Below are 22072 nucleotides of genomic sequence, written 5' to 3'. Positions count from 1 at the left end.
GAAAATCAAAAATTGTTTTTGATGCTCGATGCTGTGAGTGCCCACACAGATTGCTTGATTCAAATTGTTAAAGAGCGACACAGCTTTTGGCTGCTGCGGGAGTGGCATTCTACTCAACCGCCTTCTCGAGTCAAGCCTTATTTTACGAGGCTTTTCGAGGCTGCCGACCGGCTTGTTTGCGTTGCCGCTTGCCCTGTCGATGGAGGCGCATTATAGGGAGCGAATTCGTTCTGGCAACCCCTCCTCTGCAATAAAATTGCAAAAATCGGCACTTTTTTAGTTATTCATATCCAGGCACAGCTTTTATACAAACTTATCCACAGAAACCGGTGTCATCTTGCTAGAATGGCCGAAAACAAGGAGGCCAAGATGGACTTGCGACTGAGACCTTACAAGGGAAAATGCCCGCAACTGGGCAAACGGGTATATGTGGATCCCTGTGCCACCCTGGTGGGGGATATCCAGCTGGGTGACGATGCCAGCATCTGGCCCATGGTGGCCGCCAGAGGGGACGTCAACCATATCCGCATCGGTGCCCGCAGCAATGTGCAGGACGGCACAGTGCTGCACCTGACCCGCAAGAGTGCCAGCAACCCCGGCGGCTATCCGTTGCTGATCGGCGAGGATGTCACGGTCGGTCATAAAGCCATGCTGCACGGTTGCACCATAGGCAACCGGGTGCTGGTCGGCATGGGTGCCATCCTGCTGGACGGGGTCGTGGTCGAAGATGATGTGATGATCGGTGCCGGTAGTCTGGTGCCACCGGGCAAACGGTTAGAGGCCGGCTTTCTTTATATGGGTAATCCCATCAAGCAGGCGCGCCCTCTCAAGCCGGCCGAGATCGCCTTCCTGAAGACCTCGGCCGACAACTATGTACTGCTCAAGGACGAGTATCTGCAAGAAGCCTGATACCCCGCCACCACAAACAGGAAGCCCGGCATAATGCCGGGCTTCGCTTCTTATTATAGCTATATAGCCGTGCAGAACGGCTGACCAGAAATCAGTGGGCCTGATCCCAGTTGTCACCGGTACCCGCTTCAACCAGAAGCGGCACATCCAGTTCGGCTGCGGCAGACATCTTCTCCTTGATGATGGCGATGTACTCCTCCAGCTTCTCTTCGCGGATCTCGAACACCAGTTCATCGTGTACCTGCATCAGCATGCGGATCGACTCGTCTTCAATCCCGCGGATCCAGCCATCCACGTTGATCATGGCGCGCTTGATGATGTCGGCAGCGGTACCCTGCATGGGCGCGTTGATGGCGGCACGTTCGGCTGCCTTGCGCAGACCGGCGTTGCGGGACTTGATATCCGGCAGATATAAACGACGGCCAAACAGGGTTTCGACATAACCCTGGGCTTCCGCCTGCTGACGGGTGCGCTCCATGTACTCCAGCACCCCCGGGTAGCGCTCGAAGTAGAGATCCATGTACTTCTGCGCCTCGGCACGGCCGATACCCAACTGCTTGGCCAGACCAAAGGCACTCATGCCGTAGATAAGGCCGAAGTTAATCGCCTTGGCGCTGCGGCGCATGTCGCTAGTCACCGCATCGAGCGCGACCCCGAACACCTCGGCGGCGGTCGCCTTGTGGATGTCCTTGCCCTCGGCGAAGGCGGTCAGCAACCCCTTGTCACCGGAGAGGTGGGCCATGATGCGCAGCTCGATCTGGGAGTAATCCGCCGCCACCAGCTTGTAACCGGCGCACGGAATGAAGGCCTGCCGAATACGGCGCCCCTGTTCGTTGCGCACCGGAATGTTCTGCAGGTTGGGATCGGTGGACGAGAGTCGACCGGTCGCCGCCACCGCCTGGTGATAGGAGGTGTGCACCCGCCCGGTCTGCGGCTTGATCATCAGCGGCAGCTTGTCGGTGTAGGTGGACTTGAGCTTGGCCAGGCCACGGTGCTCCATCAGCAGACGCGGCAGATCATAGGTCTCCGCCAGCTCGGCCAGCACCTCTTCCGCAGTGGATGGCGCTCCCTTGGGGGTCTTTTTGATGATCGGCAGCCCCAGCTTGGTGAAGAGGATTTCACCCAGCTGCTTGGGCGAGGAGAGATTGAACTCCTGCCCGGCCAGCTCGTGGGCCTGCTTCTCCAGCTCTGCCAGACGCACTTCGATCTCCTGGCTCTGCTGATGCAGCAGCTTGGGTTCGATGGTGGTACCGAGTCGCTCCATCCGCGCCAGCACCGGCAGCAGCGGCAATTCGATCTCGCTGAATACCTTGGCAAGTCCCGGTTCGGCAGAGAGCTTGCCCCACAGCGCCTGATGCAGACGCAGGGTGATGTCGGCATCTTCCGCCGCGTAAGGGGCCGCCTGCTCCAGTTCAATCTGGTTGAAGGTGAGCTGCTTGACCCCCTTGCCGGCGATCTCTTCGAACGAGATGGTTTCGGCGTTCAGATACCTGCGGGCCAGCGAATCCATGTCGTGGCGGCTGGCGGTGGAGTTGAGCACATAGGATTCGAGCATGGTGTCGTAGGCGATACCCTGCAGCTCGATGCCGTGGTTGAGCAGTACGTTGCGGTCGTACTTGAGGTTCTGCCCCACCTTGAGACGGGCCGGATCTTCCAGCAGCGGTTTGAGCTTGCCGAGTACCACGGCCTCGGTCAGCTGCACCGGCGCCCCCAGATAGTCGTGGCCGAAGGGCACATAGGCCGCCTTGCCCGGCTCGATGGCAAAGGAGACGCCAACGACCCGCGCGTCCATATAGTCGAGACTGGTGGTCTCGGTGTCGAAGGAAAACAGCGGCGCCGCCTGCAACCGTGCCAACCACTCATCGAATTCGGCCTCATCCAGAATGCAGCGATAGTCGGTTTCGATGGCGGCTACCGGGGCGGCGCCTTCCTCATCACCTGCGGCTTCGCTCTCCTCGCCACCAGACTCCAGTTCTTTGATCAGGTTGCGCAGCTCGTACTCGCGATAGACCGCCAGCAGGGCCTCCTTGTCGATGGGGCCAAGCTGCAGCTCTTCCAGACTCTGCTCCAGGACCACGTCGGTCTTGATGGTCGCCAGCACATAGGAAAGGCGCACCTGCTCTTCCTGCTCGCGGAACTTGTCGGCAAACGCCTTGGAGCCGCGGAAGCCGAGCGCCGCCACCTTGTCGAGGTTGGCGGCAATCTCGTCGATGCTGCCTATCCCCTGCAACAGGGCCAGTGCGGTCTTCTCGCCGACACCGGTCATGCCGGGAATGTTGTCCACCTTGTCCCCCATCAGCGCCAGGTAATCGATGATGAGCTCGGGCGGTACGCCGAACTTCTCGATCACCCCTTCCCGATCGGTCTTCACATCCTTCATGGTGTCGATCAGGGTGACATGGTCGGAGACCAGCTGCGCCATGTCCTTGTCGCCGGTGCTGATGAGCACAGGCAGCTGTTTCTCGGTCGCCTGACGGGCCAGGGTGCCGATCACGTCGTCGGCCTCCACCCCTTCGACCATCAGGAAGGGGAAACCCATTGCCTTGATCATCTGGTGGATAGGAGCGACCTGGCTGCGCAGATCGTCCGGCATGCTGGCGCGTGTTGCCTTGTATTCGGGATAGATGTCGTCACGGAAGGTCTTGCCCTTGGCGTCGAACACCACGGCCACGTGGCAGTCGGGGTACTGCTTGCGAAGGCTGCGCATCATGTTGGCCATGACACGGACGGCGCCGCTAGGCAAGCCGGTCGAGGTGCGCAGATCGGCCTGCTGCGAGGCAAAGAAGGCGCGGTAAAGATATGAAGAGCCGTCGACCAGAATAAGAGGATTGCTAGAGGCCATGAAAATCGTCCTGCCAAGAATAAACAGCCGCTAGGATGCCACAGGGCCCGCACCACACCAAGGGGACTCCCACCATCACCCCGGCGCGCCGGTGGGGCACATTTCTGTGGATAACTCTGTGCTCAAAAATGGCACCATTGCATCACGGCCGTGACAAAGCTGTGGATTAAAACAAAAAATGTCTTTTAAAACATTACGTTGAGATCATAAAAACTCAACATGACACACGCATCATGATCTCGATCAATGTGGAAAAAAATTCAAGGGGGGTACTAAGGCAGGATCCAGAACGAAACAATCCTAGCACAGGGAGATGACTTGACCAGCGGAGGTCGAACGATAACCATACAAAAGTACAACAATCTACCCTGGCTCACATTTTCAACAACGAGGAGTCTGTCATGAAAAAAGTGGCCGTGATCTTGAGTGGTTGTGGCGTGTTTGACGGCGCCGAAATCCACGAGGCCGTCATCAGCCTGCTGGCGCTGGCCCGTCAGGGAGCATCCGTTCAATGCTTCGCCCCCAATGTCCCTCAGCTTCATGTCATCAATCACCTGACCGGCGAGGTCAACGAGGGAGAGAGCCGCAACGTGCTGGTCGAGGCGGCCCGCATCTGCCGCGGCCAGATCAGGGATGTAGCTGAACTGGATGCAGCCGACTTCGACGCCCTGCTGGTGCCGGGCGGCTTCGGCGCCGCCAAGAACCTGTGTGACTTCGCCATCAAGGGCGCAGAGTGCCGCATCCAGCCGGATGTGCTGAAGGCCTGCCAGAGCTTTGCCAGAGCAGGCAAACCGGCCGCCTACATCTGCATCGCACCGGCCATGATCCCGCTCATCTATGGGGCAGGCACCCTGGCCACCATTGGCAACGACGAGGGCGCCGCCAACGCCATCGAAGCCATGGGTGGCAGTCATCTCGACTGCCCGGTGCGCGAATTCGTGGTGGATCAGGAGCGCAAGGTCATCTCCACTCCTGCCTACATGCTGGCCAACAATATTGTGGAGGCGGCGGACGGCATCGAGAAGACCGTCAAACAGCTGCTGGCACTCTGATTGCCCGGCAGACCAAAACAAGCGGGCCGCTCAAGGAGCGGCCCGCTTTCATTCCGGTCAGTCCAGACGGGATCAGATGGCATCGCCCATCTGGTCCATCTTGCCCAGCAGGGCACGCAGACGCTCTTGCCAGGCAACGTGCTCGTTGCGCAGTTGGTGGTTTTCGTCTTGCAGCTTGCTGTTCTGCTCTTTCAGCTCGTCCAGCTCCATCTTCAGCAAGGAGATGTTGTCGACGGCGGATTGTACTTTGGATTCGAGTTGCTCAAGGACTTCTAGTGACATATGCATACCTGTATGTTCAATTGCGATGCCCCACAGAGGGCGATTCAAGCGCGTGGAGCCAGCATACCCTGATGCGCTCGGCACAAACAAGCCAGCACGTTGCAAAATGCGCCCTGCGGCCCGGTATTGCTTAAATATGCGTCGGTTTTTCTCGCAGGCAGCAGGAACCTCGATCCCGGGCGTCCGCCGTGGCACAACCCGCCCTCCTGCCGATGCCGCCATCAGCCATGCAAGGCGATGAAGCCCCCCATCATCAGACAGGCCACGGCGTACATCAACAGGCCGTAGAGCAGGTTCCAGCGCAGCAGCAGCCCGGCGCTCAGGTTGTAGCGGGACGCCAGCGCCAGATTGGAGCCGGAAAGCGGGCTCGTCCCGGTCGCCAGCCCCCACCCCATGAGGAAGCACATGCCAAGCAGGCTGGGATCCGGTGCCAGCGGCCAGAGCAGCGGCGCCACCCCCGAGATGCTGATGAGAGGATGCACGCCCACTATGGCCACCAGGAAGATCAGCAGCAGGGTCAGGCAGGCTTCCAGCCAGCCGAAGTGGTTGAACAGCGGCAGGCCGTGGCCACTGCCAAAATCCAGTACTGACAGCGCGCTGTTGATGCCAGCCGCCAGCAGGCCGGCCCCCAGAAACAGCACAAGCTGGCCACCGATGGCCGGGAAGCGCTCCACCACCTGGCGCTTGAGAGCAGCCCCTCGCCCCGCTTGCGGCATGAACAGCAAGGCCAGCAAGGGCGCCACCAGGGCGATCACCGCCAGAATGCTGAGTCCGGGCCAGAAACGGTGGATCACCAGCACCAGCAGTGCCAGGGTCACCGGTAGCCCCAGGGTCTGGAGCCGCAGCGGATAACCTTCAAAGGTCTCCACGCCGAGTCGCTCTACCTGCCAGGCCGTCAGCCCCATGGCCAGCAAGGCCGCCAGTATGCCAAAAGGCAGTATGCTGCCCAGTTGCAGACCCGGTGCATAGGTGAGGGCCACCGCCATGGCGACGAAGAAGGGGGACCAAAACGCAGCCGCACAGAAGATCCGGCTCAGCACCATGACCTGACGCCGCTCCAGCGTCCCGTTGCGCTCCAGCCGATCGCCGATGATGAAGAGCACCGAAAGATTGATGACGGCCCCCAGCAGATTGAGGCTGGCCATGGTGCTCCACAGCCCCTTGCGACCGGACCAGGAGGCGGTGCCGGTCAAGAGGCCGGAGGTAGCCAGATTGAGGGTGCTCACTGCGGCAAACATGGTCAGCATGTTGATGTTCGGCAAGAGCCAGTCACCGGGGCTGAGGCTGGCCCCTCGCCACCAGGAAAAGAGCAGCAGCAGGAGCGCCGCGCCGTAGAGGGCTAGCGCCTGGCGCCGTGCGGCACCCACCAGCCAGGGCCAGGTGAGCAGGGAGGCGGCCCAGGCCGCGATGGCGGCGGGCCAGGGGGAGAAGTCCAGATAAAGGTGCAGCAGGTTGAGCAGCCACATCCCAAGGATCAGAAAGCCTGACCAGCGCTTGACCATACAACGGCCTCGGTCAGGGGATCAGAGGCACTGATCCATGTCCAGGGAAGGTTTGTCGCACTCGGGGCGGCCCACAATCCTGGCGGGCACGCCAGCGACCGTGGTGTGAGGCGGCACCGGGTTGATCACCACGCTGCCGGCACCGATCTTGGCGCCGACGCCCACCTCGATGTTGCCGAGCACCTTGGCCCCCGCCCCTATCATCACCCCTTCCCGGATTTTGGGGTGACGATCGCCACTCTCCTTGCCGGTCCCCCCCAGAGTCACACTCTGAAGGATGGAGACGTCGTTCTCGATGACGGCGGTTTCGCCGACCACGATACCGGTGGCATGGTCAAACATGATGCCCTTGCCGATGCGGGCGGCCGGGTGTACATCCACGCCGAACACCACGGAGATCTGGTTTTGCAGATAGAGCGCCAGGGCACGGCGTCCCTGACGCCACAACCAGTTGGCCACCCGATACCCCTGAAGAGCATGGAATCCCTTGAGGTAGAGCAGCGGGGTGGAGAAGAGGTCGACCGCCGGGTCGCGATCCTGCACCGCGCAGATGTCGGCGGCCACTGCGGCCAGCAGCTCGGGCTCGCTGCGCAGGGCCAGCTCGATCACTTCCCGCAAGGCGATGGCAGGCATGGTGGTGCTGTCGAGCTTGTTGGCGAGCTGGAAGCTCAGCGCCGAGCGCAAATCCCGGTGATTGAGAATGGTGGAATGAAAGAAGCTGGCCAGCATGGGCTCCTGGGCCGCCATGCTCTGCGCTTCCTGCTGAATTTTTTGCCAGGTTCTGGCAACCAGATCATCCATGTTGCAGCCTACTGTTGTTCAGGGTGAGTGCTTTGTCGTTCTTTTGTCAGCACCGAGATGGGGTCCATGTGAATGATCACATCCATCCGCTCGAAGGCCTGGCGGACGGCCAGTTCAGCCTCGTCGGCTATCTGATGGGCCCTGACCAGAGGCAGTTGATCATCGAGTTCCAGATGCAACTGCACGAAACGGGTCGGCCCGGATTGGCGGGTACGCAGGTCATGTACGCCATGCACCCCCTCTACGGCGCAGCAGAGGGCCATTATTCTCGCTTGTTCCTCCTCTGGCAACTGACGATCGAGCAGGGCCTGCACCGATTCGTAGCCGATATGGACAGCCCCCCACACCAGGAACAGACCGATCAGAATGGCAAACAGGCCGTCGGCCCAGTACCACCCCTGCCCCGCCAGCACCAGTGCCACCAGCACGCCGCCATTGAGCAGCAGGTCGGAACGGTAGTGCAGCATGTCGGCCTTGATGGCCACACTGTTGGTCTTGCGGATGACAAAGCCCTGGAAGCTCACCAGCAGCAGGGTCAGCACGATGGAGCCGACGCTGACCCAGATCCCCGCCTCCAGGCGTACCACGGGCACCTGATTCAGCATCGACGAGATGCCGTGCATCACCAGCAGCAGGGCGGACCCCGAGATGAAGGCCGACTGCACCAGACCCGCCAGGGACTCCGCCTTGCCGTGGCCGAAGCGATGCTCTTCGTCGGCAGGGGCCAGCGCATAACGGATGGCCAGCAGATTGATGAGAGAGGCGCTGATGTCCATGAAGGAATCGGTCAGGGATGCCAGCAGGCTGGATGAATCCGTCATCAGCCAGGCGATCAGTTTGCCCAGGATGAGCAGGGTGGCGGTGGTCACAGCGGCCATGCTGGCCAGGGTGACCCAGCGGGAATAGTGTTGGTGGCTCAAAACCGGCTTTCCTCCGACGCGTAAAAACTTATTATACCCTGACCCGGACGTCAGTTTGGCGTGCAAAATCAACAGAGTGACTCCCAGATGAACAAAATACTCCTGGTCGACGACGATCTCGAGCTGACCCAGCTGCTCACCGAAATCCTGACCCTGGAGGGGTTTGAGGTCACCGTCGCCGAGGATGGGGAAGAGGGATTGCAGCGACTGGCAGAACAGGCATTCGACCTGGTGCTGCTGGACGTCATGATGCCCAGACTCAACGGTTTCGCGATGCTGACCCGGCTGCGCAAGACCCACGACACCCCGGTGTTGATGCTGACCGCCCGTGGCGACAGCCAGGATCGGGTCAACGGGCTGGAGGCCGGTGCCGACGACTATCTCGCCAAGCCGTTCGACGACAGGGAGCTGCTGGCCCGGGTGCGCGCCATCCTGCGTCGAACCCAGAGCCAGGCTCCCCAGCGCGGCGGCAGCTCGGAAGAGGTGCGCTTCATGGATCTGGTGCTGCAGCCCGGCCTGCAACAGGCTCGCTGCGACGATCAGTTGCTGGAGCTCACCGCCACCGAGTTCGGCCTGCTGGAGTGCCTGCTGCGCAATCCGGGCCAGATCGTCAGCAAGGGCCTGCTCTCCGAGCAGGTGCTGGGCAAGAAGCTCGAACCCTTCGATCGGGCCATCGACATGCACCTGAGCAACCTGCGCAAGAAGCTGCCGGAGCGGGCTGACGGCCAGCCCCGCTTCAAGACGGTGCGGGGACGAGGCTACCTGTGGCTGGAGCAGGCATGAAATCGGCCCGCACCTTCAACGGCCTTTCCACCCAGATCTTCCTCTGGTTCTGGTTCATCCTGCTGCTGGTCGTGGCCGCGGTGGTGATCCTCCCCACCCTGGACCCCCGCAACATCATCCCGCTGCCGGCCCACGAGATCACCCGTCTCAACAACAACCTGGCGGCGCTGCAACGGGGCGCGGATCCCGAGCAGGATTTCGATCTGGCCAAGGCCATCGATGCCGCGGGCCTCTTGCCGGTGGACAACATCTATCTACGCGATGCCAAGGGGCAGATGCAGTCCAGCACCCGGCTAAGCAAGTTCGTGATCCGTTTCATGCTCGACTCGGACAACCCGGCCAAGCCCATGCTGGGCAGCGAACACCAGCGCGCCATCGCCGGCCCCTTCCAGATGGTCCATCACGGCCAGACCTATCACGTCTATTTCGGTCTGAACGTCGAAAACTCCTACCTGTTCCTCTTCATCCAGATCCTGGATCACCCCATCCAGATCCTGGGCATCGCCATGCTGGTCAGCACCCCGCTCTGTCTGTTGCTCGCCTGGCGCCTGACCCGCCCCATACTGCAGTTGCAGCAGTCGGTCTCCCAACTCGCCCAGGGCAACCTGGAAATACAGATCCCCAACCTGGGGCGGCGCGACGAGATAGGCCAGCTGGCCGAACATGTCAGTCGCATGGTCGATACCCTCAAGGACATGATCCAAAAGCAGAAGCAGCTGCTCTCCGACATCTCCCACGAGCTGCGCAGCCCCCTGACCCGCATCCAGCTCGCACAGGCGCTGATCCGCCGCAAGCAGGGGGACAGCGCCGAGCTGGCGCGCATCGAAGGGGAGATAGCCCGGCTCGACAAGCTGATAGGGGATCTGCTGGATCTGTCGCGGGTGCAGCAACATGTGGAGGCGCCGGTGACGCTGCCCCTGGCGGAGCTGCTGGAGCCCATCCTGGATGACGCCATGTTCGAGGCAAACCAGAACGGCAAACAGCTCAGGCTCCCTTCCTTGCCCGCCGAATCCCTCACCATGTGGCCGGAACTGTTGGCCCGCGCCCTGGAAAATCCCCTGCGCAACGCCCTCAAGTATGCCCGCGAGTTCATCAAGGTGGACTGGTACCGGGAGGGACGGGAATGGGTGATGACCATACGGGATGACGGCCCTGGCGTGCCGGTGGAGCAGCAGCCCCGGTTGTTCCTGCCCTTCTTTCGGGTGGACGATGCCCGCAACGCCAAGACCGGGGGCACTGGTCTCGGCCTTGCCATCGCCGCCGAGGCGATCCAGCGTCATGGGGGGACCATCCGGGCCAGCAGCAATCAGCCGACCGGACTGGTCATCACCATCCGCCTGCCCATGCCCTGACCTCCCCCTTTTCATCGGCACGGGTGCTGGGTATGCTGGCGCCCGTTTCGCACCAGCCCAGGATCCTTCCATGCTCGATATCGTGCTCTACCAACCGGAAATCCCCCCCAACACCGGCAACATCATTCGCCTCTGCGCCAATACCGGCTACCGGCTGCACCTGATAGAGCCCCTGGGGTTCGAGTGGGATGACAAACGGGTCAAGCGGGCCGGGCTCGACTATCACGAGTTTGCCGACGTCAAGCGCTGGCCTGACTATGAGGCGTTTCTGGCGGCCGTCGCCCCCCAACGGGTCTTTGCCTGCACCACCAAGGGACGCACCGCCCACTCGGCGGCCCGGTTTGCCCCCGGTGACGCCCTGCTGTTCGGGCCCGAGAGCCGAGGCCTGCCCATGGAGATCATCGAGAGCCTGCCATTCGAGCAGCGGCTGCGCATTCCCATGCTGCCCCAGAGCCGCAGCATGAATCTGGCCAACGCCGTCGCGGTGTTCGTCTACGAGAGCTGGCGACAGTTCGACTATTCAGGCTCGCTCTGATCAGGCTCGCTCTGACCGCTGACGATATTGGCAAGGCGGCCAGGATTCAGACTGACTGCGCCGTCCCCTGCCCCGCCAGCAGCCGTCCACCCCGCTCCAGTCGCCAGCAGAGCCAGCCCAGCGTCAGGCCACGACCGGCCATCAGGGCACTCATGGCGGCCCACAGGGCCGCCACACCCCATCCCTGGCAGAACCACCAGATGGGAAAGAAGCCGGCAAACACCGCCACCAACATGCTGTTGCGCATCTCCCGGGCCCGGGTGGCGCCGATAAAGACCCCGTCCAGCAGGAAGCACCAGACCGCCAGCAGCGGCATGGCCACCAGCCAGGGGAGCTGACGTTGCGCCTCGGCGATCACCGCCGGTATGTCGGTAATGTGGCTGATGAGCCAGTGGCCCCCCAGGGCAAACGAGAGGGTGAATGCCAGGGCGATCAGCAGCGCCCAGCCCAGATTGAGGACGATGGCCTCTCGCAGCAGCAGCCGATCGCGCCTCCCGATGGCGCGCCCTACCATGGCTTCCACCGCATAGGCAAATCCATCCAGCCCGTAGGAAATCAGCATCAGGAAATTGAGCAGCACCGCATTGGCGGCCACCGCCACATCCCCCAGCCTGGCCCCCTGCAGAGTCATGAACACGAAGCAGAGTTGCAGGCACAGGGAGCGGATGAAAATATCCCGGTTCAGGGCGAGCAGCCGCAGCAGGGCCGGCCACTGGCGCCAGCGCTGCCAGGCGTTGTGCCACCCCCCGGGATCAAGTCGGCGCAGATGCCGGCTCACCAGCCAGAACCCCACCCCGAGCGTGCTGTAATCCGCCAGCAGGGAAGCTGCGGCCACCCCTTTCACCTGCCAGCCCAATCCCAGCACGAACCAGGCATCCAGCACCATGTTGACGAGATTGCCCAGGATCAGCAGCAGCATGGGACTGCGTGCATCCTGCATGCCCAGCAACCACCCCATGATGACCAGATTGCACAAGGCCGCCGGGGCGCTCCAGACCCGCACCGACACATATTGACCGGCATAGGTCTGTACCTCGGAAGAGCCGCCGCCGAGGGCGATGATGGCAGGCAGGAACGGCAACAACAGGAGCAACAGCACCATGCCCAGTCCGATCGCCAAGCCCAGGGCCCGCGCCAGGGTGTCGAGCTGCCCTTCGGCATGGGCTGCACCCTGAGCCTGGGCAGTCAGCCCTGTGGTGGACATGCGCAGGAAGCCAAGCAGCCAGAACAGCAGATTGATGAAGGTCGCACCGACCGACACGCCCCCCAGAAACCAGGCCTGGCCAAGATGACCGATCACCCAGGTGTCCACCAACCCCAGCAAGGGCGTGGTGACGTTGGAGAACACCATGGGCAGGGCCAGGGCGAAGACGGCTCTGTGGCGGCGAGGATCCTTCAGCCAGGCGGGAATCAGCATGGTGCGCGCCGGGATCACTCGCCAGCCAGCCGCACAATGCGCGCGAAGTCGGCCACCATGGCCTGCATGTCCACGTGGGGCACCTCACCCGGTGCCACTTTGGGTCGGAAGGTGGCCACCAGCTTCCCCTCGGGGTTGATCAGCACGATGGAGGCGGAGTGGTCGATCAGGTAGTCCTTGCGATCCCCTTCCACGATGGAATAGACCAGCCCCAGATTGCGGACCAGAGGAAAGAGGGCACTGTGAGGTGCTGTCGCCGCCTTGAACTCGGGCTCGAAGAAGGCGGTATAGCTTTTCAGGCGGGCGCTGTCATCCCGCTGGGGATCCGCCGAGATGAATACCACCTGGCTAGTGGGGGCTATCTTCTTCAACGCCGGATAGACGCTGCGCAGATCCGCCAGCGTGGTCGGACAGACATCCGGGCAGTAGGTGTAGCCGATGAACAGAAAGCTCCAGTGTCCCGTCAGGTTGGCAGGGGTAAAGGGCTGTGCATCCGCATCCGTGAGGGTAAACGGGTTGATGTCTCGCCCCGCCGGGTAGTAATCGGCCTGTTCCGGCACCGCGGGCTGACTCCAGTAATAAGCCGCCGCAATGGCGCCGATGAACAGCAACAGCAGCAGGTAAAAGCGTGGTTTAACCATATAAAACAAAGCCTTGCTTATGTTAGAAGCCCAGGGGGCAAAACCGGTAGGGGTCATTGTAACCCGCCTGCCCCCGCCGATGGCTAGTCTTGCATCCCGGCGGGAAAGCGTCTGTGCCATGGATAAGCCGCATCGGCGCCAAAACAAGAGCCCCGCTCTGGCGGGGCTCTTGTTTGTACAGGAGAGGGATCAGGGCCGCAGCCTGTGCTGCGGCTGGGCACGTCTCAGGGGGACGCGCAGCGGGATGACGGGGGCAGTCCAGGGCTCATCCGGCAATCCGATGTCGTGATGACGGCGAAACAGACGAACCAGGCGGACAATCTTGTCTTTGGGGCACCCAAGCCAGATGGTCCAACCATCTCCCTTGTGATAGACCCAGAGCGCATAGAACCATGTCATCCGACTGCCCTTGATGAATCGGGTGATGGAAGATGCGGGCGCTGCGGCCGGCACCGGATCCCACGGCGAGCTTGAAGCCATACCTGTCCTCCTTGCTCAACAGGTCACGCTGACGGGTCTCTTTGTCCCCAACGACGAACCAACCACGGCAGCGTACTGACTGTACGAGTCCCCAGTCTGAGGTGACTCTCCCTTCTGCGCACCGACCCGGCGATCATGCATCCCTGCCATGGCGTACTGCCCGGTGCGACTCCCCCTTCCCTGATCACCGACCATGACAGGGGCCTTATCAAAGGATATATCCGAAATGCATGTCGTGCGGCGAGACTATGTGCACAGGAAGGAGAAGCGAAAAGGTGGGGAGGGAGATGCCATCGGCAGATGAAAATGAAGAGGCCTCCCGCAGGAGGCCTCTTCATCGCATCGGATGCTTACATCCAGTCGGCGTTGCGGATCACGCCGACCGCCAGGCCCTCTATGGTGAGGTGCTGACTGGCGAGATCCACCTCGATGGGGGAGAGCTCTTCGTTTTCCGGCAGCAGCCACACCTGGCTGCCCTTGCGCTGGAAGCGCTTGACGGTGACGTCCTCGTCGAGCCGTGCCACAACGACCTGGCCGTTGCGTACCTCCTGGGTCTTGTGTACCGCCAGCAGGTCCCCGTCCATGATGCCGATGTTCTTCATGCTCATGCCCTGCACCCGCAGCAGGAAGTCTGCCCGCGGGTGGAACAGGGCGGGATCCACCTGGTAGTGGCTCTCGATGTGTTCCTGAGCCAGGATGGGTTCCCCGGCCGCCACCTTGCCGATCAGTGGCAGGCCGTTTTCTTCAGGCTGCACGTCCTCTTCTTCGAGCAGCAGACGAATGCCGCGGGACGTGCCCGGCATGATCTCGATGACCCCTTTTTTGGCCAGGGCCTTCAGATGTTCTTCGGCCGCGTTGGCCGACTTGAAGCCAAGCTTCTGGGCAATCTCGGCGCGAGTCGGCGGCATGCCGGTCTCGTTCATGTTCGCCTTGATGAGCTCGAGTACTTCAGCCTGGCGAGGGGTAAGGGGTTTCATAGCATGGGCACCTGTCTTTTTATACAGCACACTGGCAGTATATACAGTGCTGGGGCCAAGGCAAGGCGCAACTGGCATTTGTCGCGACCCGACGCACATTTGTCCCTCCCCCCGCTCTGAAGTGCCGACTCATCGTACCTCTCGGCGACAAGCTGTCGGTGATTTGCTATGCTCACGCCGCATTTTTTTGGAGAGCAGACGCACATGTCCCTTGGACAGAAGATTTCCAGAGCCATCCTGCAATGGCCGGTCAGCGGCTTGGTCAATCACAAGAGCCTGCCGGAAAATCCCATCACCGAGCTCAAGCTGGATCCGGCCAGACCCATCGTCTATGCCCTGAAGACCAGCTCGATCACCGACCTGATGACCCTGCAACAGTGCTGCGAGGATCTCGGCCTGCCCGGCCCCTTCACGCCGCTGGAGCTGAACGGTCAACTGCTGCCACGCTACGTCTGTCTGGATCGTCCGCCTCCCCTGTTCGGCACGCGCAACAAGCCACTCCCCTTCCTGCAGGAGTTCCACCAGCTGCTGGACCTGCACAAGCAGGATCCGGCGCTGGACATCCAGGTAGTACCCGTCACCCTGTTCTGGGGCCGCGCCCCGGGCCGGGAAGGCGAGGAGGCCTCCGGCTGGAACATCATCAGCAGCCTGGCGCCAAACCGCCTGAAGAAGGCGCTGATCGTGATCCTGAAAGGGCGCGAGAACCTGGTGCGCTTCTCCCCGCCCCTCTCCCTGCGCTACATGGCGGACAAGCACGGCACCGACGAGGCCATCGCCCACAAGCTGGCGCGGGTGGCCCGTACCCACTTCAGCCGCCAGCAGCTGGCCGCCACCGGGCCCAAGCTGCCGAACCGCAACCTGCTGTTCAAGCAACTGCTGGATTCGAGCGTGATCCAGCAGGCCATCGAGGAGGAGGCCAGACGGGAAGGGATCAGCCTGGAGAAGGCGCAAAAGCGTGCCCACGGCTACATGGACGAGATCGCCTCCAATTTCTCCTATCGGTTGATCCGCCTCGGGGAGAGTTTCCTCGGCTGGCTGTGGAACAAGCTCTATCGCGGCCTCTCGGTCAACGGAGCAGAGCAGGTGCGTCAGCTGGCCCAGGAAGGGCACGAGATCGTCTACGTCCCCTGCCATCGCAGCCACATGGATTACCTGCTGCTCTCCTACGTCATCTACCACCAGGGCATGGTGCCGCCCCACATCGCGGCGGGCATCAACCTCAACTTCTGGCCGGCAGGCCCCATCTTCCGCCACGGCGGCGCCTTCTTCATCCGCCGCACCTTCAAGGGCAATCCGCTCTACAGCACGGTATTCCGGGAGTACCTCAACCTGCTGTTCGCCAAGGGCTACTCGGTAGAGTTCTTCACCGAGGGTGGGCGTTCGCGTACGGGTCGCCTGCTGCCCCCCAAGACCGGCATGCTGGCCATGACCCTGCAGGCCATGATGCGCGGGCTGGACAGGCCGGTGACCCTGGTCCCCGTCTACCTCGGCTACGAGCACGTGATGGAGGTGAACACCTACCACAACGAACTCAAGGGGAGCCGCAAGGAGAAGGAAAGCTTCCTGCAGGTGCTCGGCATCCTGCGCAAGCTGCGCAACTATGGCCGTGGCTTCGTCAATTTCGGTGAGCCGCTGACCCTCAACAGCTACCTCGGCGAACATGTGCCCACCTGGAAGGAGAGCATCGGCCGGGAGGAGCGTCCCGAGTGGATGGCCTCCACCGTCAATCAGCTGGCCGAGCTGCTGATGACCCGTATCAACGATGCCGCCGCCGTCAACGGCCTGACCCTGAGTGCCCTGGCCCTGCTGGCCGCCGAGCGCCACGCCTTGACCCGGGACGAACTCCAGGCCCAGCTCAACACCTATCTGGACCTGCTCAAGCAGGTGCCCTACAGCCCGCACAGCACCATGCCGGACGAGGACGCCAGGACCCTGCTGGAGCAGGCGATGGAGCTCAACAAGTTCGAGGTGAGCGAGGACAAGCTGGGCCAGATCATCAGCCTGGACCGCTATCAGGCGATCCTGCTCACCTACTACCGCAACAACATACTGCACCTGTTCGCCATGCCCTCCCTGGTGGCGGCCCTGATCGAGCGGTGCGAGGGGATCTCCCGCAGCGAGATCGTCGCCCGTTGTGTCGACATCTACCCCCTGCTCAAGACCGAACTCTTCCTGCGTTATGAAGAGGACGAGCTGCCTGAACTGATCGATGCCCTGCTGGCCGAGCTGTTGCGCCAGCAACTGGTCGAGGCACGCGACGGCGGCTACTGGGTCAACCCCGGCAACCAGATGCGCCTGCTGCTCTTGGCCGAAAGCATCCAGGAGACCCTGCAGCGCTACGCCATCGTGCTGACCCGCATGCTGGCCCAGCCCCACATCGAGGCGGAGCAGCTGGAAGCGGACGGCCTGATGATGGCGGAGCGCCTCGGCACCCTGCACGGCATCAACGCCCCCGAGTTCTTCGACCAGAAGCTGTTCAGCACCCTGATCCACACCCTGCGCAGCGAAGGTTATCTGGATCCGGGCTGCAAACCGGATCTCGGCCGCTTCCAGGCATTGGCCGACAACATAGTGCCGCTGCTCAGCAACAAGATCCGCCGCACCATCCAGGCGGGCAACCGGCTCTGAGGCGTCGACACCCAACAAAAAGGCCGCATCATGCGGCCTTTTTTCATCAAGGAAGGGGGCGGGTTAGAGGTAGTGAACCATCACCCCGAGCAGCACCAGCGCCCCCACGTAGTTGTTGTTGAGAAACGCCTGGAAGCAGGCTTCCCGCTGCCGCTCCCGGATCAGTCGCTGCTGGTAGACGAACAGCGCCGCCGCCCCCAGCAGCCCCCAGTAATAACCGGATCCCAGCCCCATCAGCTGCCCGACCCCCAGCAGGATCAGCAGGGTCGCCAGTTGCAGCGCGCCGATGATCCGCTTGTCGTGGCGGCCGAACAGGATGGCGCTCGATTTCAGGCCGAGCTTGAGGTCGTCATCCCTGTCCACCATGGCGTACTCGGTGTCATAGGCGATGGTCCACAGCAGGTTCGCAAGAAACAACAGCCAGGCTTCCGGCGGCAGGGCATTGGCCTGGGCCGCGTAGGCCATGGGAATGGACCAGGAGAAGGCCATGCCGAGCACCAGCTGGGGGATGGGGATGAAGCGCTTCATGAAGGGGTAGCAGACCGCCAACAGCAGACCGGCAAAGGACAGGCTGATGGTGAGCGGGTTCAACGTCAGCACCAGGGCGAACGAGAGAAGCGCCAGCACGGCGAACAGCACCAGCACTTCCCGCTCGGCGACCCGCCCCATGGGCAGCGGTCGTCCAGCGGTGCGTTTCACATGACCGTCGAAGTTGCGATCCGCATAGTCATTGATGACACAGCCGGCGGAGCGCATCAGGAAGACGCCCACCACGAACACGGTCAGGATCCAGGGGTCAGGCAGGCCACCAGCCGCCAGACAGAGCGCCCACAGGGTCGGCCACAGCAGCAGCAGGGTACCGATGGGCTTGTCGATGCGGGCCAACTGCGCATAGGCCAGTCCCCGCTCCTTGGTTAACAGCTTCACTCCAGCTCCTTATCCGATGGCAACGAATGAGACGATAGCGAGGGCAGGAAAAGTTCATGGACCAGCAGTGGCCATTGCCCCAGAAACAGGCGGGAACGACGCCCCCAGACGGTGGCGGCCGGACACCAGGGATTGCTCGCTATCTCGAAACAGGCCAGTTGCAGGTGATCCCGCCGCGCCGGTGCATCACCGAAAATGCGCTCTCCCAGCGGCTGCTCTCCCAGATCCTGCAAACCGCCCCCCTGCAAGGCCGCTTCGGCAAACAGGGTCCAACCCAGGATGGCAGGCCCGCCATCACCGTGCAGGATCACCTCACGGCACATGCCCGCGGGGGCCGACACCGCCACCAGCGCCTGCTCGTCCACCGTCAGCGACACGGCGCGATTGCCGAGCAGTTGCACCGAGAGGTGATGATTGTAACGACGCAGGCGCCGGGTCATGGAATCGGCCTCCAGCAACCAGGGACGCAGCGCCTCGGGCGGTTCGCACTCTGCAGGCGCCCGCCACGGGACGATCTGGACGAGGGGAACAGTCAACTCGGACTTCACAGCTTCACCATCCGGAGATTTCCGTTGTCAGGTTAAAAACCGGTTTATTATCCGTAAATCAATGGCGAATTGTAAGAACATCCGTGCTTGACGGCCCCGATGGCAGCATCAAAAATGGGGCATCCGTCGCTGCCGAGCCATCCAGATGAAGATCTTCAGAATTCTGCTGCTGTCCCTGGGGTGTACCCTCTTGAATACACAGGCCTTCGCCAATGAGGAAGAGGCCACCGATCCCGCCTCCTCCGCCGTCCAGCCGGGATTCGCCTATCACGCACTGGATCCGGACATCATCACCAACTACCTTGGCGACGGCAAAACCCTCGGCTATGTACGGGTGACGGTAGAGCTGATGGCCACGGACGCTGCCGACCTCAAGTTGCTGGAGCAGCACGACCCCCTGATCCGCGACGCCATCATCCGGCTGATTGGCAGCAAGACGGGCGCACAGATCAAGTCCCTGGTGAACCGGGAAGAGCTGCGCAAGGAGTGTGAGGCCAAGGTCAACGAACTGCTGGTCAAGGAGACGGGCAAGAAGGCGGTCCGCGAGCTCATCTTCACCAAATACCTGTACCAGTAACCACACCGGGAGGGGTCCTGCCCCTCTCACCCGTTGCATTCACTGTCGAGGACGTCATGGGTCACAAGACGCTGTGTGAGTGGCGCCGTCACGAGATCCCCGCCGATCTCAAGACGCTGCGCAAGATTGTGCGCAAACCCAAATTCGTGTGTGGCAAGTGTGCCCGCAGCGCCAATGACAAGGATTACCTGTGCCAGCCGCTGCGGCTGAAACATAAGGAAGGGTAGGTCCCTCTTCTCACGAAGAGATTCACGCAAGATTTCAGAAGAGAGAGGAAGGCTGATTTATTGATCAGTCCAGCCATGGCGACCCTGTTCAAACAGGCGACGGGCCTGCACGTCGTTGGGACAGACGCCACGATACTCCTCTCCCGACCGTCCTGCCAGATAGAGATGCTCGGGTCGGCAATACCAGGCCAGCCCCTTCTGGCGACCCAGCTCCCAAAGGGCAACGTCCACTTTTTCCCCGCACTGGGTCTGGTGAAAAGCCACCCTATCGCCAGCAAAACCGAGCTTGCCGTCCGCCTCTCCCACGTCGCTCCACACCTTCTCGCAAGGGTCGTCGGAGTTGGAAACACAGCCCCCGAGCAGGGCGGCACAAAACATGATGACGAGTGAGCGCATATTCATCCTTGGCGTCGTTGGAATCGTTGTTGAGCCGCTGCCTGCCTTGTACAGCGTCATTTGAGCAGTTCATTCTAACCAGCCCGCCCCGTTCTCACCAAGGGCTGCCCCCCTCGCCACACAAAAAATCGGGCGGGCACCAGGCCCGCCCTCAGGCGTTACAGGGAGTCACTGATCGTCGAGAGGGTCATAGTCCTGCCAGCTCTCGTCATCCAGCTCCTCCAGCTCGTCTTCCCAGGATTCCGGCTCCCAGTCATCATCGAGATCGAAATCAGGCGTCTGCGTACCCATGCTCATTCTCCTTGGATAGTGCACCGGCCTACAAAGTCTATCCAGAATAATGGGGCTCGCCAGTGGTTCCGATCAGAGCTTGACCAGGGTGCAGCCAGCCACCTGGAGTCATGGCTCCGGTGGCATCCACGCTCTGCGTCAACCCGGTGACAGACCGGGCGAACACGTCCGCTGGCAGTTCCCGCGCAGGGCGACGGTGCACCAAGCGGGTCTTCGGTCACAACGCCTTGAACATGCTTGCCTCGACCTGTCGTGGCATCGCTCGTCAGGTGCTCTGGCGCTTTTGCAATTGAAAATCCAGGGCGAGGCTCATGCCGGCCACCTCCTCGCCCGCCAGCTGGCGCAGGATCAGCTCCGCCGCCTCCCTGCCCATCTGGTGATAGGGGATCCTGACCGAAGTCAGCGCAGGATGACAGGCGCGCGCCACATCCAGATCGTCGAAACCGGCGATGGCGAGCTTGCCCGGCACGCTCAGATGGCGGCGCTGGCATTCGAACAGCACCCCGGCCGCCAGCTCGTCGTTGACGCAGATCAGCGCATCCAGTTCGGGCCAGCGCAGCAGAAACTCCCCCAGCATGGCCGCCCCCGTGCTAAAACTCGGCAGCTCAGAGGTATTGATGATGGCGTCCGGGGAGAGGTAGTTGTCCAGCAGCGCCTTCTGCCAGCCCTGCATGCGCTGCTGCAGCATCCACTGCTCCTGGCGGGCACAGAGAAAGCCGATGTTGCGATGACCGCGCTCGATGAGGTGGCGGGTCAGCTGATAACCGGCATCGAAGTTGGAGACCCCGACGTTCATGTCGATGGGATGGCGCGCCATGGCTCCCACCTCCACCACCGGCAAGCGGGCCGCCTGCAGGCGCTGCCGGATGACCTCCCCGGGATCCCCCCCAAACAACACCACAGCGGCCGGATTGTGCTGCAGGAAATTGCTGAGCAGGCTGGCCTCCTGCTGCTTCAGGTGCTGGGCATCCCCCAGCATGATCTGGTAGCCCTCGGCGAGCAGGGTCTGCTGCAGCCCGGCAATCATGTCACCGCAGGCGCGCTCCGCCAGGCTGGGGACGATGACCACTATGGTCTGGGAAGTGGCGGAAGCCAGCGCCCCCGCCGCCCGGTTCGGGATATAGCCGAGTTCATCCACCGCCGCCTCGATGCGCTCGCGCATCTTGTCGGACACCAGCTCGGGGGTGCGCAGGGCGCGCGACACCGTCATGGCTCCCACCCCAGCCAACTGGGCCACGTCGTTGAGGGTCACCCGACCCGTGCTGCGGCGTTTTTTCGCTTCTGACATCCTTTCCCTTCCTCGGCATACGGGCATTCACTTTAAGGCAAAAGCGGGGCACTGACTATTTGCTCAAACCGGATTTTACCTTCTTTGAGGCCGATAAGGGGCAGGATGAATCCCTTCCATGAGAGAAATGATAGCGCTATCACAGATCAATGTTAGCGCCATCTGGTAGCGCTAACTTTCGGGATCAAGCTCACAGTTATCAAAGGGCAAGATCGCTAGATTGGCGCCATCCTATCCAGTCCGGACACTACCATGCTGACCCAATTGCTGACCGAGGAGGTCATTTCCATCGAAGCGGGCGCCCGCGACTGGCGCCACGCCATCGAGCTGGCCACCGCCCCCCTGCTGGCCAACGGCACCATAGAGCCCTCCTATGTGGCGGCGCTCTATCGCTCCCACGAGGAGCTCGGCCCCTACTACGTGCTGGGACCGGGCCTGGCCATGCCCCACGCCCGCCCGGAAGACGGCGTCAACCGGTTGGGACTGGCGCTGACCGTGCTGAAGGAGGGGGTCAACTTCGGCTCCGAGGGCAACGACCCGGTGCGGCTGCTGGTCACCCTGGCCGCCAGCGACAGCAACTCCCACGTGGAGACCATCGCCCAGCTGGCCGAGCTGTTCATGAATGAAGAAGACGTGGCGGCCATCATGGCAGCCACCAGCAAAGACGACATCTTGCGCATCCTGGCGCGTTATTGAG

At 62.0% G+C, this 22072-nt stretch carries 24 protein-coding genes; 10 read left to right on the top strand and 14 right to left on the bottom strand.

Annotation, left to right across the window (positions count from 1 at the left end; translation table 11 throughout):
* Both ACVDHI_RS20130 and ACVDHI_RS20125 read left to right on the top strand, forming a co-directional pair.
* Positions 1-216 (top strand): hypothetical protein (locus ACVDHI_RS20130; RefSeq protein ID WP_447212453.1); only part of this gene is annotated, 216 nt, incomplete at its 5' end.
* A 153-nt stretch (positions 217-369) separates the two neighbouring features.
* The gene (locus ACVDHI_RS20125; protein ID WP_010672457.1) at positions 370-909 is read left to right on the top strand and encodes a gamma carbonic anhydrase family protein; all 540 of its coding nucleotides are present in this window, start codon (positions 370-372) and stop codon (positions 907-909) included.
* A 91-nt stretch (positions 910-1000) separates the two neighbouring features.
* Here ACVDHI_RS20125 and polA read toward each other — a convergent pair whose 3' ends face one another.
* The gene (gene polA, locus ACVDHI_RS20120) at positions 1001-3751 is read right to left on the bottom strand and encodes a DNA polymerase I (protein ID WP_324063566.1); all 2751 of its coding nucleotides are present in this window, start codon (positions 3749-3751) and stop codon (positions 1001-1003) included.
* Between the two features lie 401 nt (positions 3752-4152).
* On the opposite strand from polA, the gene elbB reads away from it, so the two are divergent.
* Entirely contained in the window at positions 4153-4803 is a 651-nt protein-coding gene (gene elbB / locus ACVDHI_RS20115) for an isoprenoid biosynthesis glyoxalase ElbB (protein WP_324063563.1), read from the top strand.
* 72 nt (positions 4804-4875) lie between these two features.
* Here elbB and ACVDHI_RS20110 read toward each other — a convergent pair whose 3' ends face one another.
* The 4 genes from ACVDHI_RS20110 to fieF form a co-directional block, all read right to left on the bottom strand.
* Complete coding sequence (locus ACVDHI_RS20110) at positions 4876-5085, bottom strand: cell division protein ZapB (RefSeq protein WP_010672454.1); 210 nt, start codon at positions 5083-5085, stop codon at positions 4876-4878.
* A gap of 221 nt (positions 5086-5306) precedes the next feature.
* The gene (locus tag ACVDHI_RS20105; RefSeq protein ID WP_010672453.1) at positions 5307-6587 is read right to left on the bottom strand and encodes a hypothetical protein; all 1281 of its coding nucleotides are present in this window, start codon (positions 6585-6587) and stop codon (positions 5307-5309) included.
* Between the two features lie 21 nt (positions 6588-6608).
* Positions 6609-7388: a serine O-acetyltransferase gene (gene cysE, locus ACVDHI_RS20100; protein WP_010672452.1), complete on the bottom strand. Its 780-nt coding sequence runs from the start codon at positions 7386-7388 to the stop codon at positions 6609-6611.
* Positions 7389-7396: 8 nt separating this feature from the next.
* The gene (gene fieF / locus ACVDHI_RS20095; RefSeq protein WP_043155671.1) at positions 7397-8308 is read right to left on the bottom strand and encodes a cation efflux pump FieF; all 912 of its coding nucleotides are present in this window, start codon (positions 8306-8308) and stop codon (positions 7397-7399) included.
* Positions 8309-8395: 87 nt separating this feature from the next.
* Between fieF and ACVDHI_RS20090 the strand changes: the two genes are divergently transcribed.
* The 3 genes from ACVDHI_RS20090 (at position 8396) to trmL (ending at position 10978) form a co-directional block, all read left to right on the top strand.
* Positions 8396-9091, top strand: coding sequence for a response regulator (locus ACVDHI_RS20090; protein ID WP_010672450.1), 696 nt, complete (start codon positions 8396-8398; stop codon positions 9089-9091).
* Entirely contained in the window at positions 9088-10443 is a 1356-nt protein-coding gene (locus tag ACVDHI_RS20085; protein ID WP_039041147.1) for an ATP-binding protein, read from the top strand. The genes ACVDHI_RS20090 and ACVDHI_RS20085 overlap by 4 nt, the downstream gene beginning before the upstream one ends.
* A gap of 70 nt (positions 10444-10513) precedes the next feature.
* Positions 10514-10978 (top strand): tRNA (uridine(34)/cytosine(34)/5-carboxymethylaminomethyluridine(34)-2'-O)-methyltransferase TrmL, encoded by a 465-nt coding sequence (trmL, locus tag ACVDHI_RS20080; RefSeq protein WP_039041146.1) that lies wholly within the window; start codon positions 10514-10516, stop codon positions 10976-10978.
* Between the two features lie 46 nt (positions 10979-11024).
* On the opposite strand, the gene ACVDHI_RS20075 is transcribed toward trmL, so the two are convergent.
* The 4 genes from ACVDHI_RS20075 to lexA all read right to left on the bottom strand — a co-directional run bounded on the left by ACVDHI_RS20075 (position 11025) and on the right by lexA (position 14493).
* A complete protein-coding gene (locus ACVDHI_RS20075; protein WP_447212452.1) occupies positions 11025-12395 on the bottom strand; it encodes an MATE family efflux transporter in 1371 nt (456 codons plus the stop codon).
* Positions 12396-12409: 14 nt separating this feature from the next.
* Positions 12410-13036: an SCO family protein gene (locus ACVDHI_RS20070; RefSeq protein WP_045522510.1), complete on the bottom strand. Its 627-nt coding sequence runs from the start codon at positions 13034-13036 to the stop codon at positions 12410-12412.
* A gap of 189 nt (positions 13037-13225) precedes the next feature.
* A complete protein-coding gene (locus ACVDHI_RS20065; protein WP_080560358.1) occupies positions 13226-13435 on the bottom strand; it encodes a hypothetical protein in 210 nt (69 codons plus the stop codon).
* 431 nt (positions 13436-13866) lie between these two features.
* Positions 13867-14493: a transcriptional repressor LexA gene (lexA, locus tag ACVDHI_RS20060; RefSeq protein WP_010672444.1), complete on the bottom strand. Its 627-nt coding sequence runs from the start codon at positions 14491-14493 to the stop codon at positions 13867-13869.
* Positions 14494-14697: 204 nt separating this feature from the next.
* Here lexA and plsB point away from each other — a divergent pair, with 204 nt between their 5' ends.
* Positions 14698-17121, top strand: coding sequence for a glycerol-3-phosphate 1-O-acyltransferase PlsB (gene plsB / locus ACVDHI_RS20055; RefSeq protein ID WP_010672443.1), 2424 nt, complete (start codon positions 14698-14700; stop codon positions 17119-17121).
* A 63-nt stretch (positions 17122-17184) separates the two neighbouring features.
* Here plsB and ubiA read toward each other — a convergent pair whose 3' ends face one another.
* Both ubiA and ACVDHI_RS20045 read right to left on the bottom strand, forming a co-directional pair.
* Entirely contained in the window at positions 17185-18048 is an 864-nt protein-coding gene (ubiA, locus tag ACVDHI_RS20050) for a 4-hydroxybenzoate octaprenyltransferase (protein WP_010672442.1), read from the bottom strand.
* A complete protein-coding gene (locus ACVDHI_RS20045; protein ID WP_324063560.1) occupies positions 18045-18596 on the bottom strand; it encodes a chorismate--pyruvate lyase family protein in 552 nt (183 codons plus the stop codon). The genes ubiA and ACVDHI_RS20045 overlap by 4 nt, the downstream gene beginning before the upstream one ends.
* 145 nt (positions 18597-18741) lie before the next feature.
* Here ACVDHI_RS20045 and ACVDHI_RS20040 point away from each other — a divergent pair, with 145 nt between their 5' ends.
* Both ACVDHI_RS20040 and ACVDHI_RS20035 read left to right on the top strand, forming a co-directional pair.
* Complete coding sequence (locus ACVDHI_RS20040; protein ID WP_010672440.1) at positions 18742-19173, top strand: flagellar basal body-associated FliL family protein; 432 nt, start codon at positions 18742-18744, stop codon at positions 19171-19173.
* 56 nt (positions 19174-19229) lie between these two features.
* Complete coding sequence (locus tag ACVDHI_RS20035) at positions 19230-19400, top strand: hypothetical protein (protein ID WP_010672439.1); 171 nt, start codon at positions 19230-19232, stop codon at positions 19398-19400.
* 57 nt (positions 19401-19457) lie between these two features.
* Here ACVDHI_RS20035 and ACVDHI_RS20030 read toward each other — a convergent pair whose 3' ends face one another.
* The 3 genes from ACVDHI_RS20030 to ACVDHI_RS20020 all read right to left on the bottom strand — a co-directional run bounded on the left by ACVDHI_RS20030 (position 19458) and on the right by ACVDHI_RS20020 (position 21375).
* The gene (locus tag ACVDHI_RS20030; RefSeq protein WP_080560357.1) at positions 19458-19802 is read right to left on the bottom strand and encodes a DUF2799 domain-containing protein; all 345 of its coding nucleotides are present in this window, start codon (positions 19800-19802) and stop codon (positions 19458-19460) included.
* Positions 19803-19964: 162 nt separating this feature from the next.
* Positions 19965-20087, bottom strand: coding sequence for a hypothetical protein (locus tag ACVDHI_RS20025; RefSeq protein WP_010672437.1), 123 nt, complete (start codon positions 20085-20087; stop codon positions 19965-19967).
* 265 nt (positions 20088-20352) lie between these two features.
* Positions 20353-21375 carry a LacI family DNA-binding transcriptional regulator gene (locus tag ACVDHI_RS20020; protein WP_041212112.1) on the bottom strand — a complete coding sequence of 341 codons (1023 nt, stop codon included), beginning with the start codon at positions 21373-21375 and terminating at the stop codon, positions 20353-20355.
* 252 nt (positions 21376-21627) lie between these two features.
* Here ACVDHI_RS20020 and ACVDHI_RS20015 point away from each other — a divergent pair, with 252 nt between their 5' ends.
* Positions 21628-22071, top strand: coding sequence for a PTS sugar transporter subunit IIA (locus ACVDHI_RS20015; protein WP_005307534.1), 444 nt, complete (start codon positions 21628-21630; stop codon positions 22069-22071).
* Position 22072: the final 1 nt, after the last annotated feature.

The organism is Aeromonas sp. 25-248 (assembly GCF_053005425.1).
Note: the sequence above shows the minus strand (reverse complement) of the source record. Positions and strands in the feature narration are given on the sequence as shown.

Coding starts and splice junctions, on each gene's coding strand:
- ACVDHI_RS20125 (WP_010672457.1), top strand. CDS start 370: ATGGACTTGCGACTGAGACCTTACAAGGGAAAATGCCCGCAACTGGGC.
- polA (WP_324063566.1), bottom strand. CDS start 3,751: ATGGCCTCTAGCAATCCTCTTATTCTGGTCGACGGCTCTTCATATCTT.
- elbB (WP_324063563.1), top strand. CDS start 4,153: ATGAAAAAAGTGGCCGTGATCTTGAGTGGTTGTGGCGTGTTTGACGGC.
- ACVDHI_RS20110 (WP_010672454.1), bottom strand. CDS start 5,085: ATGTCACTAGAAGTCCTTGAGCAACTCGAATCCAAAGTACAATCCGCC.
- ACVDHI_RS20105 (WP_010672453.1), bottom strand. CDS start 6,587: ATGGTCAAGCGCTGGTCAGGCTTTCTGATCCTTGGGATGTGGCTGCTC.
- cysE (WP_010672452.1), bottom strand. CDS start 7,388: ATGGATGATCTGGTTGCCAGAACCTGGCAAAAAATTCAGCAGGAAGCG.
- ACVDHI_RS20090 (WP_010672450.1), top strand. CDS start 8,396: ATGAACAAAATACTCCTGGTCGACGACGATCTCGAGCTGACCCAGCTG.
- ACVDHI_RS20085 (WP_039041147.1), top strand. CDS start 9,088: ATGAAATCGGCCCGCACCTTCAACGGCCTTTCCACCCAGATCTTCCTC.
- trmL (WP_039041146.1), top strand. CDS start 10,514: ATGCTCGATATCGTGCTCTACCAACCGGAAATCCCCCCCAACACCGGC.
- ACVDHI_RS20075 (WP_447212452.1), bottom strand. CDS start 12,395: ATGCTGATTCCCGCCTGGCTGAAGGATCCTCGCCGCCACAGAGCCGTC.
- ACVDHI_RS20070 (WP_045522510.1), bottom strand. CDS start 13,036: ATGGTTAAACCACGCTTTTACCTGCTGCTGTTGCTGTTCATCGGCGCC.
- ACVDHI_RS20065 (WP_080560358.1), bottom strand. CDS start 13,435: ATGACATGGTTCTATGCGCTCTGGGTCTATCACAAGGGAGATGGTTGG.
- lexA (WP_010672444.1), bottom strand. CDS start 14,493: ATGAAACCCCTTACCCCTCGCCAGGCTGAAGTACTCGAGCTCATCAAG.
- plsB (WP_010672443.1), top strand. CDS start 14,698: ATGTCCCTTGGACAGAAGATTTCCAGAGCCATCCTGCAATGGCCGGTC.
- ACVDHI_RS20040 (WP_010672440.1), top strand. CDS start 18,742: ATGAAGATCTTCAGAATTCTGCTGCTGTCCCTGGGGTGTACCCTCTTG.
- ACVDHI_RS20035 (WP_010672439.1), top strand. CDS start 19,230: ATGGGTCACAAGACGCTGTGTGAGTGGCGCCGTCACGAGATCCCCGCC.
- ACVDHI_RS20030 (WP_080560357.1), bottom strand. CDS start 19,802: ATGAATATGCGCTCACTCGTCATCATGTTTTGTGCCGCCCTGCTCGGG.
- ACVDHI_RS20025 (WP_010672437.1), bottom strand. CDS start 20,087: ATGGGTACGCAGACGCCTGATTTCGATCTCGATGATGACTGGGAGCCG.
- ACVDHI_RS20020 (WP_041212112.1), bottom strand. CDS start 21,375: ATGTCAGAAGCGAAAAAACGCCGCAGCACGGGTCGGGTGACCCTCAAC.
- ACVDHI_RS20015 (WP_005307534.1), top strand. CDS start 21,628: ATGCTGACCCAATTGCTGACCGAGGAGGTCATTTCCATCGAAGCGGGC.